This is a genomic window from Hallerella sp. (assembly GCF_022776125.1).
Classification (GTDB): domain Bacteria; phylum Fibrobacterota; class Fibrobacteria; order Fibrobacterales; family Fibrobacteraceae; genus Hallerella; species Hallerella succinigenes.
Genome location: NZ_JALFIA010000047.1, coordinates 13,734 through 28,202 on the forward strand (window position 1 = coordinate 13,734; position 14,469 = coordinate 28,202).

11 protein-coding genes are annotated in these 14,469 nt (G+C 48.7%); 7 read left to right on the top strand and 4 right to left on the bottom strand.

Annotation, left to right across the window (positions count from 1 at the left end):
- Positions 1–57 precede the first annotated feature (57 nt).
- Together MR847_RS05655 and MR847_RS05660 are read right to left on the bottom strand one after the other, a co-directional pair.
- Positions 58–1,383: a hypothetical protein gene (locus tag MR847_RS05655; protein ID WP_287723181.1), complete on the bottom strand. Its 1,326-nt coding sequence runs from the start codon at positions 1,381–1,383 to the stop codon at positions 58–60.
- Positions 1,380–2,243, bottom strand: a complete 864-nt coding sequence (locus MR847_RS05660; protein WP_100424717.1) for a DUF4423 domain-containing protein — start codon at positions 2,241–2,243, stop codon at positions 1,380–1,382. Before MR847_RS05660 ends, MR847_RS05655 begins: the two co-directional genes overlap by 4 nt.
- Positions 2,244–2,446: 203 nt before the next feature.
- Between MR847_RS05660 and MR847_RS05665 the strand changes: the two genes are divergently transcribed.
- From MR847_RS05665 to MR847_RS05680, 4 genes are all read left to right on the top strand, one after another.
- A complete protein-coding gene (locus MR847_RS05665) occupies positions 2,447–5,890 on the top strand; it encodes a DEAD/DEAH box helicase (RefSeq protein WP_287723182.1) in 3,444 nt (1,147 codons plus the stop codon).
- A 271-nt stretch (positions 5,891–6,161) separates the two neighbouring features.
- Positions 6,162–7,157 carry a hypothetical protein gene (locus tag MR847_RS05670; protein ID WP_287723183.1) on the top strand — a complete coding sequence of 332 codons (996 nt, stop codon included), beginning with the start codon at positions 6,162–6,164 and terminating at the stop codon, positions 7,155–7,157.
- Positions 7,138–7,896, top strand: a complete 759-nt coding sequence (locus MR847_RS05675) for a hypothetical protein (RefSeq protein WP_106519039.1) — start codon at positions 7,138–7,140, stop codon at positions 7,894–7,896. The genes MR847_RS05670 and MR847_RS05675 overlap by 20 nt, the downstream gene beginning before the upstream one ends.
- 58 nt (positions 7,897–7,954) lie before the next feature.
- Positions 7,955–9,037 (top strand): Fic family protein, encoded by a 1,083-nt coding sequence (locus MR847_RS05680; protein ID WP_100424713.1) that lies wholly within the window; start codon positions 7,955–7,957, stop codon positions 9,035–9,037.
- A gap of 14 nt (positions 9,038–9,051) precedes the next feature.
- Here the strand turns inward: MR847_RS05680 and MR847_RS05685 are convergent, their stop codons facing one another.
- Entirely contained in the window at positions 9,052–9,309 is a 258-nt protein-coding gene (locus MR847_RS05685) for a hypothetical protein (protein WP_198514843.1), read from the bottom strand.
- A 152-nt stretch (positions 9,310–9,461) separates the two neighbouring features.
- Between MR847_RS05685 and putP the strand changes: the two genes are divergently transcribed.
- Positions 9,462–11,012, top strand: coding sequence for a sodium/proline symporter PutP (gene putP / locus MR847_RS05690; RefSeq protein ID WP_100424712.1), 1,551 nt, complete (start codon positions 9,462–9,464; stop codon positions 11,010–11,012).
- A gap of 91 nt (positions 11,013–11,103) precedes the next feature.
- Here putP and MR847_RS05695 read toward each other — a convergent pair whose 3' ends face one another.
- Positions 11,104–11,988, bottom strand: coding sequence for a phosphoribosylaminoimidazolesuccinocarboxamide synthase (locus tag MR847_RS05695; protein ID WP_100424711.1), 885 nt, complete (start codon positions 11,986–11,988; stop codon positions 11,104–11,106).
- A gap of 29 nt (positions 11,989–12,017) precedes the next feature.
- On the opposite strand from MR847_RS05695, the gene coaE reads away from it, so the two are divergent.
- Together coaE and MR847_RS05705 are read left to right on the top strand one after the other, a co-directional pair.
- On the top strand, positions 12,018–12,605 hold the full coding sequence (coaE, locus tag MR847_RS05700) for a dephospho-CoA kinase (RefSeq protein WP_100424710.1): 588 nt from the start codon (positions 12,018–12,020) through the stop codon (positions 12,603–12,605).
- 174 nt (positions 12,606–12,779) lie between these two features.
- The gene (locus MR847_RS05705; protein ID WP_100424709.1) at positions 12,780–14,468 is read left to right on the top strand and encodes a Na/Pi cotransporter family protein; all 1,689 of its coding nucleotides are present in this window, start codon (positions 12,780–12,782) and stop codon (positions 14,466–14,468) included.
- Position 14,469: the final 1 nt, after the last annotated feature.

Below are 14,469 nucleotides of genomic sequence, written 5' to 3' on the forward strand. Positions count from 1 at the left end.
AAGCCGATTTTCATCGGCTTTAGGCATATTACATGGACGATTTATCCATGAAAAGGGCTAAGGTTCCCAGGGCTTGACACCGTAAATGGTAATGTCGTCGATCCAGAACTCGAAGGAACCGCCGACACCACCGCCAAAGAGGTTTAGGTTAGTCACGTGATCCTTCACGTTGTCCCAGCCAAGATTAGCTCCGATTTTTAGGGAATCGGTTTCTAAAAGGTCCTTCGGAGTAATGACATACCGTTGCCAGGTTGTATCCAGTTCCAGATGCACCCAGGACTTTCCGTTTTCGTAGCCCAGGCTGTCCAGGGTCAGGGAATCCATGAGCACGTCGAAGGAGAAGCTTAGCCACTGGGTAGAATCCCCCTTGCTACCCCGGGCCCAAATTTCAACGGAGTCCAGCTCCGACAGGTTCACTATTCCGTTTAGGGAACGGCCCATAAGTACCCAGTTATAATTAGAGTCGTTTTGGTATACGAAATGGCCTACAAGACCGTCCCGTTCCGTGTCATACTGGGCGTCGAGCGCATGGACAATCCCATATTCCGAAACACCTTTATACCAACCTTGAGTACTGTCCTCGAAATCCTCGAAGTAGACGATGGGGTAAACGTCTTCGGTATCCGATACGACAGAATCCGGAATGATTTCGATAGGACGCTGGCCGATCGTTACGTCTTCGACCGTCGCCTCGGACTCGACCTTTGTGGAACTCGAGCCCACCTGCAGATAGCTGCTCATGACCACCGGTTCGCCGTCGGAGCCAGTACTTTCGTAGGTGCGGTACACAAAGCCCACCACACTGAAAGTACCCGCAGGCAGGTTGTCAAATTCAAAATGGCCGAGGGAGTCGGTCTGCACAAAATAGTCCAGTCCCTGGATGCCCACCGTTACCGACTTCATGCCGGCAGGCAGGTATACCTGGCCCTTCATGGCCCCCGTAGAAAGCACGGTCATGGACAGGGAGTCTACGGAACTGTCCGTCACTACCACCCGGGACGCGGCCCTTTCCATATTTTGACGGGCTTCGATGACATAGTAGCCGGGCTTGAGCCGGGGCAAGTCCACAAGGCCCAGAGAGTCCGTTACCAAGTTCAAGATACCCAAGGCGCTATCCGATGCCACTACTGGGGAATCCGATTCGGACAAGTCCTGATTTTCGGCAAAAGCATAATTGTTGGCACCTGCCAGAAAGTATGCCGGACGGACAAACACCTTGGAACGGGCGGCAGGGATGCCGCCTTCCCGTTGTACCGTCAGGGTCACCGCAATGGAGTTCTCCGTTTCAAGGGTAGATCCGGCCATGCAGTCTCCATCGGTACTGCAAGTAACGAAGATTCCACCCAATGCTGCAAAAGCCATTTTCCACACCCAGTATCTCATTTTGACTCCCTTTGGGCATCCTCCGTTGCGTTGACGGATCCAACCTCGCCTTTGCGCGCCACCGGGTAAAAAGCCATAGAAAGCTGCATTACACGGTCTGAATTTTTGGCACTATCAACCCGTTTCTGGACGAGGCGCCTGAATTCCCGGAGCATATCCCCGAGATCGTCAAAGCAGGCCTGGTCCACAGACAATGTAAGAGTAGAAATGTTTCTTTCGTCTACGGGAATGTTATCAAGGGCATCACTCGCCAAAGCGAGGACCTGTTTTTGGAACTTGCGGACCGCTTCCTTTTTTTCGGGGCCGCCCATCGTGAGGTGAGCATCGGTCAGGGCCAGCTTGCCAGAAGCCATCTTTTTCACCAGACCCACTTCCAGCAGGGTATCTACGGCCTCTTTAGCCTGTTCTTCGGTAATCGGGGGGCAAATATCCTTGGAAATTTGCTTATGGTTCACCACGCCACCGTTTAGTTCTAGGTAGGCGCGAACCGCCGGAATCCACCAGTTTTCCAATAATTTGAGCTCCGCGGCCTGGAGTCTATGCCGGTCCACGTCCCTAAGAGAGACAGCCTTAGCCATCAATTCTTCTTTTTTCGTCTTGTCCTTGACCACGGCGGCAGAAAAGAGCAGGTCAAAGTACTCGGCCTCGCGACCGGCCAGTTCCAGAATTTCCTTGGCGGCCGGAAGGGCATGAGCGGGCAAATGCTGCTTTTTTTTAAGCACACGGTACAAATAGCTGGAGTCAAGGCCCAGCTTGTCACCCATCATACGGTACGAATAGAAGGGCATTTCCGCCTTTTTACGGTCGTAATACTCCTTCAGGAAGTCGCGGTAATCCGATATGTCAGAAAACGTAACCATAGTTTTTTTACCTATAACTTTACAATATTAAAGTAGACTGGACAGGTAAAAAAAAGTATACCTTGGGCGTATTTCCTGTGGACGTTTTATCCAAGACCCCGTAACGGAGTCTCTTTAGAAGACTCAAAGCCAGATAGGGTAGCCGATAAAGGCAAATATAATTTCAATGTACATCCGTGCAGTAATTTGCTATCTTTGGCGCGATGGCAACGGATTCCGTAAAACGAACCCCTTGGGGCGATGAATGGCGCAGCGCTGTGGAGCGCTCTTTTGCCGTATATTCGCGTTCGGAGGCTCGTGCAGCCGACGTCAAGATTTCGGGGCGCACCGTCAAGGCTCGCATTGTAGACGGCTCCTGGAGCACGCAGAATGTAGAACTCATGATGTCGCGCTTTTCCGAGGAAGAAGAATCCCTGCTGATGGAAGGCTTAAAAAAGAATCCGGAACTCGCAGGCTCCCTTGCGCATCATCTGGAACCGAAAGAAACTCTTGACTTTGCCAAGGAGCAGGGCCTTAAAATGGTGCCCGGCGCGGGCGTCAAATTTTCGGTCAAATGCAGTTGCGGAATGCGCGGCATGTGCAATCACGCTTACGCGGCTTTGCACGGTATCGGTAAAAAAATCGACAAGGATCCGTTTACGATTTTCACCGTCCGCGGCATGGATGTTTGCCAGCTCGCGGAACAGTGCACGCAGGCCGCTTGGGAAGAAGAGCTTCCCGTGGAAAACGGCAAAACGAATCTTCCCGTTTTTGCAGAAAAATTTACCCACGTTCCCCTTGAAGGCTCGGAAGAACTTTCCGAAGTTCCGGAATATGAATCGGCAAACATCGTGGATGCGCGCAAGGCGCTAGTGAATGCCGTTTCGCCGAATGCGGCTTTCCCCGAAGAATTTGTGAATCTTTACCGTGAAACGTGCCTAGAACAGTTTGCGACAAGCTTTGAATGTTACCCGGAAAAATCGGTGGATCTTTCGGAAGGGGGAGTTGTCCGTTACGCGGGAACGGACCTTTGGATGTTCGGCAAGATTCCGCTCGAATGGGCCGTAGACGCGGTTTCTGTGGAAGGTCCGACGGGAATGAGCAAGGCGGATATCTCGTTCAAGCTTTTGAATTACGCCCGTCAGACCGCTTTAGAAATACTGAATCGCGGATCGGTTTACCCCAAGCTTTTTGCGCTTGATAAAAAAGTGGCGCGTTTCTTTTGGCTTCCGCTCAAGTCCATTCCCGAAGTCCATGGGGCAATCGCGCGTTTGCAGGCTTGGATGCCGGTGAAGTTTGTGCGCAGCGAAATGGAATCCCCGAAGCAGATGACGCAGAATTCGGCAGAAATGCTTGTGACCGCGATCCTTTCCATTTACATGCGCCGCATCGATCCCGAAAAGAAGTTTAAAGACAGTCGCCTGTACGCCTTTTTCGGCAACGCGACTCTCGATTATTCGGGCGATGCCGCAGACGATATTTTGGAAATCGAAAAATGGCTCGCCGGCTATGAACTTTCGAATGCAAAATATTTGCCGGTGGTGAACGGCGCCGATGCGGGCTTTGGAAAAGTCGATGTCGATCTGGATTTTTTGGACCGCGATTTGAACAAGGCGCAGCCTTATTCCAAGCTTTGGACGCGGGAATTCCCGGCGGAAAAACGGGCGCTGATTTTGCGGGCCGTGCAGCCGATGCAAAATTTTTTGCCGGGTTATGATGAATACGTTTCGCGGAAGGCGATCGACAATATTCATCTTTCCGGAGAAAACCTGATTCGCTTTTTGAATGAATCCGTTCCGCTGTTTCGCGCTTTGTGCATCGGCATGAACCTGCCGGCGGGAATTGAACGGGTCGTTCGCGGCGTGCCGCATCCGCAGATTGTCCGTTCCGAAGAAAAGGCGCAGGCGGGATTCTGCCGACTGGAAAACCTTTTGCGATTGAACTGGTCCGTGGTTATCGGCGAAAAGGTGATGGACGGCAAACAGTTCATGGAGTTGTACGAAAAGTCGAAAGACCTGCTCTATTTTGAAGGCCAGTATTTTTACGTTACCCCGTCCGATGTCAAGCAGTTGAAGGACGGTTTGCGGGACCGTTTCAAGGTGCCTGCGATCCAAGTTTTACAGATCGCGCTCGCCGGCGAATTCGAAGGGCTCTCGGTGGAAATTGCGCCGGAAGCGCTCGAAGAAATTCACAAGCTCAAAGAAGAAAACGAATCTTCGATTCCGGTGCCTGCAGAAATCCAGGCGAACCTTCGCCCGTATCAGCGCCGAGGCTTTGCGTGGATGCTCGGCAATTCCAAGCTCGGATTTGGAAGCATCATTGCCGACGACATGGGCCTTGGTAAAACGCTCCAGGTGATTACCCTTTTGCAACAGATGAAAAACGACGGAGCCTTTGACGAACGCAAAGCGATCGTCGTTGTTCCCACGGGCCTTTTGCAAAACTGGAAACGGGAACTCGCAAAGTTTGCACCGGGGTTGAAGGTTTGCATTTATCACGGTTCCAATCGCAACGTCGAAGGCGTGAATGCGGATATCTTTGTGACGACTTACGGCGTTCTCCGCTCCGATCAAGAACAGCTGACCGATATGAACTGGCAACTTGTGGTGATCGATGAAGCGCAGAATATCAAGAATGCGGGAACTTCGCAAAGCCGCGCTGTGAGAGCCTTGAATGCCCATGTGAAAATCGCGATGAGCGGAACTCCGGTGGAAAACCGCTTGATGGAATTCTGGAGCATCATGGACTTTTGCAATCGCGGGTTCTTTGGCAGTGCAAAGTCTTTCCACGAAGAATTCGAAAGGCCGATTCAGGAACGCGCGAACAAGCATTGCGCGGAACTCTTCCGCAAGGTCACGGCGCCCTTTTTACTGCGACGCCTCAAAACGGACAAGTCGATCATCGCGGACCTTCCCGAAAAACTCGAACAGAACGAGTGGGCAAGTCTTTCGCCCGAACAGGAAAAGCTGTACAACGATACTTTCAACAGCATCATGCAAAAGCTCGGCGAATTCGACCTGGAAAATGCGGAAGATAAATTCGAACGCAGTGCCGCCGTACTTCGCCTGATTACCGCCTTAAAACAGATTTGCAACCACCCGTCGCAATATTTAAAGGATGGCAAAACGGATCCCGCGCTTTCCGGCAAAATGGAATTGTTTCTCGACATCGTAGGTTCCATTCTCGATACCGACGAAAAGGTCCTTGTGTTTACGCAGTTTACGGAAATGGGCGAAATTTTGCAAAAGGTTCTCCATTCGAAACTCAAAACGGAAGCGCTCTTTTATCACGGCGGCATGTCGATTGGCGCCCGCGGAAAGGCGATAGACGAATTTGAAAAGGATCCGGATCGCCGCGTGTTGATTCTTTCGCTCAAGGCGGGCGGCACAGGTCTCAATTTGACCGCTGCTTCGCAGGTTATCCATTACGACTTGTGGTGGAATCCCGCCGTAGAGGCCCAGGCGACGGACCGTGCTTACCGTATCGGCCAAAACCGCCGCGTGGTCGTTCACCGCTTAATTACCAAAGACACTTTTGAAGAAAAAATCAACGACATCCTCGAAAGCAAAAAGAAAATTTCCGAGATGACCGTCGCGACCGGCGAAAATTGGATTACAAAAATGTCGGATGACGAACTTCGCGAAGTTTTCACGCTAGGTAAGAATTAAAATATAATTGTGAAACAATGACTTTGATAGTGATATTGTATACAAAAAACTAAAAAATGTTTATTATTTTACAAAAAACAATATTTTAACATTAAAATTGTGTATATTTGACGCAGTGATGTTCGCCACTGGAAAAAAGAAGGACTCCCGATTGCAGTCGGAAGTCCTTCGGCGAAGAGCATGGTAACTCTAACGGCTTGACAAAGATACCAAATTTCTTCGCTTCCGGTTTATTTTAACTGCCTCAAAATTTTGGGGCAAAGGAAAGATCATGCCAAATGATTTTATATCGGATGCCGACTCTAGAAATCGGTTAGCAGGACTTCAAAATTTGCTTGCTTCTGGCGAGCGTTCCAATACACTTTGTCCGGAAAAGGAATCTCCGTTTGCGTCTTTCTCGTTGCTGTGGGGGACGCCCGCAGGTACAACGCAAATTGCTCCATATTCTTTTTATGAGCTGTTCGCTGAGCCTGCTTCACAAGAAGACAAAATAGACTCTTTTTTACAGGTTATTCAAAATTTGGATGATTTGAACAGTATCCCCAAAGGGCAAAAAAAAGCGCGTGCTTTGGAAATTTCCCGAATTTTGAGGGATTTTGGAGGATACAAAGGATTGAAGTGGAATGTAACATCGGGTATTGCTGACCCATATATGAAATTTATGACCCGATGGAAGTATCCGAGCTATCAAAACAGTTTCTCCCCAAACGGTCGGTTCAAGTCTCTTGAATTTCCGGATTCCAGCGTAGTTGTCGACCTTCCCCATTTCAGCGCTTCACTTAGTCGGTATTTGGATTGCTATAGTGACGATTGTGCCTTGCCTACAGAATGGGCCAGTTGGGCTGGTGACATGTTCACTTACGCGGCGCATCTTGATTCCGTGAGAACGAACGATAGTCTAAGCTATGCTGCAATACGCGACACTGCATTGAACAACATTGGTGGTGCTCACCCCCGATACAGCAAATTCTTTGGTACAGGCGATTTTTATGCAGACATTGACGCCCGTAATATAGCTTCGTTAATAAACAACCGAAACTTATCCCTTTACGATGCAATTGACCGCTATTACAAGCAAAAAGAATTTAGCAGGTTCATCACATTTGTAAATTCCTATGGAGGTTGGAAAAAATTTGCCGAAAAAGTAAACAAACATTATTTTTTCCCGTTGACAGTAAAATTGAATCCTTATCTTTTGGAAATTTCCAAAAGAGCGTTCATGAACAAGGTGCTTAAAGGACTTTTGAATGAAATCGGTTTGGATTAAAATGTTATTCGTGGTTGTCGCCGTTGCTGTGGCAACCATCCTTTTTTTCGCCATTGGGCATCTTGTAAAGGGAAATATATTCACAAAATTTCTTTTTTCAGACCACGTAAAAACAGTCGTTGTTGGCAACGTGGAATTTGCTGAATTCATTGACAAACCTGGTCAAAGATTCCTTCAATATGACGACAATTACGAGATTCGAATATGGTACAGATTCCTTGATGAATCGGATTACAGAATTTTGCATGATTCTTACTACTACAATCGCTATGTCAGCCCTAGTCCAGACGAAGTTTCATGCATGGAAACCTTTGAACGAAATGGATTTTCCTATATAGCGGCAACGCCCAATGTCGCGGTCCTTATCGACTCTACCAAAAAAAATCCTCCACCGACAACAGCCGTCTATGTAGTAGACCCCAAAGAAAAACGTTTCCCATTACGTATAGAGGTGGGTTATGACATTTATGGAGATATCACGGAAAGTTATTATGCTAATTGCAATCTACCACGAATAGATAAGCAAATTCATTCAAACTGCAAAATATCGACAAATTATTCTTATTGGCCTCGTAAAAAAAAGGAGGCAAAAAAATTCGGGGAAGACTTCAACGCCTACAAAAAACAAATGATGACCAATTTCACCTTTATTTCAGGCCTTTACGAGGCATTCAAGTCCTTTAATTTGAACACGGACTGCCTTGATTCTTTGAAACAGGAATACGTAAAGCCTAAATAAAATTAAACAAATGTACACTTGTAAACAGTAAACAATTTTTGATAGATTTGTTTGCAATATGCAAGAACCTTTTGCTGCATCGCGCATTGAATCCGCATTTGAAAGAATTGACAAAACCGCATTCGTTGACGAATTAGTGGATTCTGTTTCGCGGTTAAAAGTATATTCGGCGCTACTAGAAAGATCCATCGCGCGGGAATCCTGCATGGCTTCGATGTATATCAAAGAAAGCTTGCATTCTAGTCGGATGGAAGGTACAAGGACCTCGTTGCAAAGCTCTTTGGAAAAAACAGCGCTTGAAGATGATTCCGACAAAAATGTCAATGAAGTGAAAAATTATTCGGCAGCGACGCGATATGGACGTGATTATCTAATGCGCACGGGAATTTTTACGGAGGAGATGTTCCTTGAAATGCATAGGATCCTTTTGAGTGGAAACGTGCATTGCTTAACGGATAATATTGGACTTTACCGCACTGAACAAAACTTTATTCAAAATGAGAATTCAAAAGAAATCACTTTTGTACCGCCAGAAGCAAAGTTTGTAAAACCGTTGATGGATAACTTGATTGCGTTTATGAATTCGCCTACATCTGGAGAGCGGAATTTGGTAAATGCGGCAGTTATTCATGAGCAGTTCGAAACAATCCACCCGTTTGCAGATGGAAATGGACGCCTTGGTCGAATGCTGATCCCGCTGTTTCTTTTTAAGGTTCACGAAATAGAAATGCCCTGGCTTTTTTTAAGTGAAGCTATTGAAAAAGAAAAATTCCGCTATTATAAAATGCTGAACGATGTCCGGGTAAATGGCGCCTGGAATGAATGGATTAAGTTTTTCCTTGGAATTGTGGATCGGCAGTGTGCCAAATACGAAGGTAATGTCTTGAAAATAGAAGAACTCTACGAGTTGAGCTTAAAGAAAATTGCAAAGATTTCTTCATCAAGATTGCTTAAACAAGTGTTTTCCTGTTTCTTTAAAAATCCGGTTCAGAACAGTCGCGCAATTGAAAAGGAAACAGGGCTTTCCAACACGACTGTCAATCGCATGTTGGATAAACTGACCGCCAATAATATCGTATTCTCCGACGAAAGAAAACGCGGTAATTTATATTACTTTTATGACTTAATTGAATTGTTATAACGCTAAAATTTTATTTACTTGAAGCAAAAAACGGTTCCTTTTACAGGAATCTTTTTTAAGTTTTTTTGATGTTTTCTTTCGGAAAGTTCCGGTTCGCAGCTGGTGAGGCGCATGAAGATTTTCGCATACTTGGTGAGCATGTTCTTCACGACTTCTGACGGAATTTCTGGACTCGGGTAGGTTTTGTCCTTGTCGAGAGGTTCGAGCCGGTCTCGCACGTACTGTTTGCCAAAATTTTCCTGATTCGATCTGGAAGAAAAAATCAACGACATCCTCGAAAGCAAAAAGAAAATTTCCGAGATGACCGTCGCGACCGGCGAAAATTGGATTACAAAAATGTCGGATGACGAACTTCGCGAAGTTTTCACGCTAGGTAAGAATTAAAAGCTATTATTGCAAACAAGTTTTTTTACGAGGAGTCCCTATGACTATAATGGCTATTTTCATCCTTTACCTGTTGATGATGCTCGGTATCGGATTTTATTTCTCTCGCAGGGCGAACAGTCTGAATTCCTATTATTTGGGCAATCGCGGCATGAATAAATGGGTCGTGGCGATGTCCGCTCAAGCTTCCGATATGAGTGGCTGGCTTTTGATGGGCCTCCCGGGCGCGATTTACCTTTCGGGCCTTTCGGAAGCGTGGATCGGTCTTGGTCTTGTCGTCGGAACCTATGTGAACTGGAAAATTGTCGGTCGCAGGCTTCGCAAGTACACGTATTACTGCAACGATTCCATTACGCTGCCGGACTTTTTTGCGAACCGCTTCCGGGACAAGCGCGGAATCATCCGCGTGGTTTCCGCTCTCTTTATTTTGATCTTCTTTCTGTTCTATACGACTTCGGGATTTGTCAGTTGCGGTAAATTGTTCTCAACGATTTTCGGTTGGGAATATACGACTTCTCTTTGGGTGGGCGTGATTGTGGTCGTGGGCTACACGTTCCTCGGTGGCTTTTTAGCGGTGAGCTGGACGGACTTTGTGCAGGGCGTTTTGATGCTGATTGCGCTTTTGCTCGTGCCGACGATCATCTGCGAAATGAACGACGGCTTTGCTCCGACAGTCGATGCGATGAACCAGGTGAATCCTTACTTGATGAACATTTTCACGAATGCTTCGACGGGTAAGGCGGTAACGATGATTTCGATCGTTTCTTCCCTGGCTTGGGGCCTTGGCTACTTTGGCATGCCGCATATCCTTGTGCGCTTTATGTCGATCAAGAATCCGGATGAGATCACGCATTCCCGTCGCATCGCCATGACTTGGGTTGTACTTTCGCTCGGTGCTTCGATCTTGATTGCTGTGTTTGGACGTTATTATTTGATGCAGCAGGGCATAGCCTTGGATGATCCGGAACGTGTGTTCTTGGTGGTGACGCAGAACCTGTTCCCGACCGTCATTGCGGCGATCATGATGTCCGCTGTGCTTGCGGCGATCATGAGTACAGCGGACTCCCAGCTCTTGGTTTCGGCGAGTGCTTTTAGCAATGATCTTTACAAGCGTTTGATTCACAAGAATGCAAGCAATCAGGAACTGATGCTGGTGAGCCGTGGCGTCGTGGTGGCGATCGCTCTTGTTGCGGGTTATCTCGCATTCCAGGGCCGTCCGGGTGCTTCGAGTGGATTTCTCGATGTGGTCATGAGCCTTGTGAGCTTTGCCTGGGCGGGTTTTGGTTCAACCTTTGGCCCGATCGTTCTGCTCGCCCTTTTCTGGAAGCGCATCAATCTTTCGGGAGCGATTAGCGGAATGATCGTTGGCGGTGTCGTTGCTTTTGCGTGGAAGTTCTACTTTTCGGGCTTTTCGAGCGACTGCTCGATTTTTGGATTGTACGAACTGGTTCCGGGCTTTGTGCTGAACTTTGTGACTGCGGTCGTGGTGAGCCTTTGCACGAAGAAGCCTTCCGATGAAATTGTTCAGGAATTTGAACGGGTGGACGCTTCCCGTTTGAGCGATCTGGATCTCGAAAAGGAAGTTCGCTAGAGAACCTTGTTTGGAACAGATTCTGTAAACGAAAAAGGACTCCTGTTGGAGTCCTTTTCCTATTGAAGCTTTTCGATGTTTTGTTTCGGAATTAAAGTTCCGGTTCGCGTCCGGTGAGGCGCACGAAGATTTCCACGTACTTGGCGAGCGTGTTCTTCACGACTTCAGCCGGAATTTCCGGACCCGGGTAGGTCTTGCCCCAGTCGAGAGTTTCGAGCCAGTCACGCACGTACTGCTTGTCGAAGCTTTCCTGGTTCTTGCCGACCTGGTACTTGTCTGCCGGCCAATAACGGCTGGAGTCCGGAGTCAAGACTTCATCGATCAAAACGGTCTTGCCGTCGATTTCGCCAAATTCGAACTTGGTATCGGCGAGAATGATGCCCTTGGAAGCCGCGTAATCGCGAGCCTTCGTGTAGACGTCGAGGGACAGATCGCGAAGATCGGTAGCCACCTTTTCGCCGACGATGTCGAAGGTCTGTTCAAAGGAAATGTTTTCGTCGTGGCCCACGTCCGGCTTGGTGCTCGGCGTGTAGAGCGGCTTTTCGAGCTTCTGGCAGAGCTGCAGGCCTTCGGGGAGAACGTGCCCACAAATTTTACCGGTCTTCTGGTAGTCCTTCCAGCCGGAACCCACGATGTAGCCTCGCACGATGCATTCTACACTGTGACGCTTGGCTTTCTTCACGATCATCGAACGGCCGCGGAGGTAATCCTTGTACTTCTGGAGCACTGCCGGATATTCGTCCACGTTCGCCGTAATCAGGTGGTTCGGCATGCCGAGATGTTCGAACCAGAAGAGCGAAAGCTGGTTAAGAATTTTACCCTTGCCCGTAATCGGAGTGGGGAGCACCACGTCGAATGCGGAAAGGCGGTCGCTTGCGACCATCAGGAAGCTGTCGCCCAGGTCGTACATGTCACGTACTTTACCTTGGTGGAACAGTGGGACATCAGTAATCGGAGTATCGAATTTTAAGCTCATAGTGCTAAAAATTTAGTTAAATTCCGGGCATGAAAAAGATTGGAATTTGCGGTAAAATCGGTTCTGGTAAAAGTGCTGTCGGAGTTCTGCTCGCCGAAAAGGGTGCCTTTGTACTGGATTTAGACGTGGAAATGCACAGGCTTTACACGGAATCCGAGGAACTGCGCACGAAAATTTCCGAACGTTTCGGGGCGGTTTGCGTCCAAAACGGCACCGTGGACCGGGCCGCTCTCGCTTCCCAGGTCTTCAAAGACCCGAGATCCCTCAAGGATTTGGAAAAAATCGTCTATCCAATGCTCCAAAAGCATGCAGAAAACAAGCTCAAACGGATTGAAAATTCTGAAAATCCGCCGAAAATCGCCGCCGTGGAAGGGGCTTTACTCTTCAAATGGCCTGAATTTTCCAAAAATTTGGCAGAAATTTGGGTGGTCCAGGCTCCGGACGACATTCGCCTCGAAAGGCTCCAAAAGCGCGGGCTTTTGAAGGATGATGCCCTCCGCCGCATGCAAATTCAGGCTCTGGACCCGCTTCCGCCGAATGACCACTATGAATATATAGATAACTGGGGAAGTCTCGCGGAATTGCAGGCTCTTGTTCTCCAAAAAGCTCAAATTTGAAACATTCCGCCTCGTGGCGGAATTTTTTTTGTAAAAAACATGTGGAGCAAGTAAAAAATCTGTAAAGAATCCCTCTGAAGGAGTTATTTGAAATTCTAAATTTGGGGCAACCACAATGGACGACCAAATAACACATCAGATGCGTTTGGCATCTCCAATAAGGATGAACCAACAATGTTGTTCTCGCAAATTGCTCAGTGCGTCATCTTCCTCATCGGTGGCGCGGGTATTTTCCTCCTCGGTTTACGATTCCTTTCGATGGGCCTACAAACGATCGCTGGGCCGACTCTCCAAAAACTCATTAGTAAGGTAACGAACCACTGCGTTCTAGGTATTCTTGTCGGCATGGGCGTGACCTGTCTTGTACAGTCGAGCGCCGTTACAATGGCGATGGTCATCGGGTTTGTGAACGCCGGGATCATGCAGCTGTCCCAGACTCTCGGCGTGATCATGGGTGCAAATATCGGTACGACGATTACGGGCTGGGTCTTGGTTCTTCATATGGACCAGTACGGGATGCCTCTCGCCGGTGCCTGTGCCCTGGTTTACTGCTTTGCTAAAAAAGAACGTATCAAGTATTCGGCCCTCGCCCTTTTGGGTGTGGGTCTTGTTTTTGTCGGTCTTGCGGCGATGAAGGTTTCGCTTGCCCCGGTTTCGAATAACCAGGACTTTTTGAACGCTCTTGCGGTCTTCAATGCGAATAATATTCTGAGCATTTGCGCGTGCATCTTGGTGGGCTTCCTCATGGCGACGATCATGCAGTCGAGTTCCGCTTCTCTCGGTGTGACGATTGTGCTTGCTTCCCAGGGCTTGATCGGCTTCAATACGGCTGCGGCTCTCGTGCTCGGCCAGAACATCGGTTGTACGATTTCCGCTTTGATGATTGCGGCGAATACTTCCCGCCACGCTCGCCGTGCGGCTTTCTTCCATTTGTTCTTCAACATCTTCGGTGTGGTTTGGGTGACGCTCCTCTTTGAACCGACGATTGCCGGGATGCGCTGGTTCTTGCACACGGCTTTTGGCATGGCGAACCCGGACGACCCAAAGAACGTGACTCTTGCGATTGCGCTTTACCACACGACTTTCAATATTGTGAACACCCTCGTCGTGCTGCCGTTTACGGGCAAGATCCCGGCGCTCCTGGACAAGTTCTTCCCGAACAAGGTGGTGCCGAAGCACGCTGTGGTGACAAAGCTCGACCCGGCTCTCATCAAGTCTCCGTTTGCAGCGATTACGCAGTCTGCCCGTGAAATGAACATGATGAACGACACGGTTCGCGACATGCTCAAGGATCTGCGCCTTGTTTTGGAAGGCAAGGCAGACAAGAAAATTGTGGAACGCATCTTTGAAGCTGAAGAGAAACTCGACATGGCTCAGACCGAAGTCATCAGCTTCCTCACGGGCCTCCTTTCGACGAGCGTTTCCAAGAGCATTGCAAACGATGCGGAACGCCAGCTCCGCATGAGCGACGATCTCGAAACCGCATCCGACTACGTGACCCAGGCGTTAAAGCTTTGCCTGCGCCTGCGCGACCATAACGTTGCCTTCGACAAGTTGCACCAGGAAAGCCTGATTTCGTTGCACGATGCCGTGTCGGAACTCGCCGACGACGTCGCTGTCGTCTTGAATGATTCCCATGACGTTCATACGCTCGCCGCGATCCGTCGCCAGGGACATGAAATTACGGAACAGGTTCGTGACAGCCGTGCAAAGCACTGGGGTCATGTCGCCGAAGTCAGCGAAGATCCTCTGCTCACGACCACCTTCACCGACTTGCTCGGCACATACCGCAAGATCAAGGAACACTTGGTCACGGCAACGCATGCTCTCGGCTCCGAAATCATCGACGACGGTTCCCGCTAAA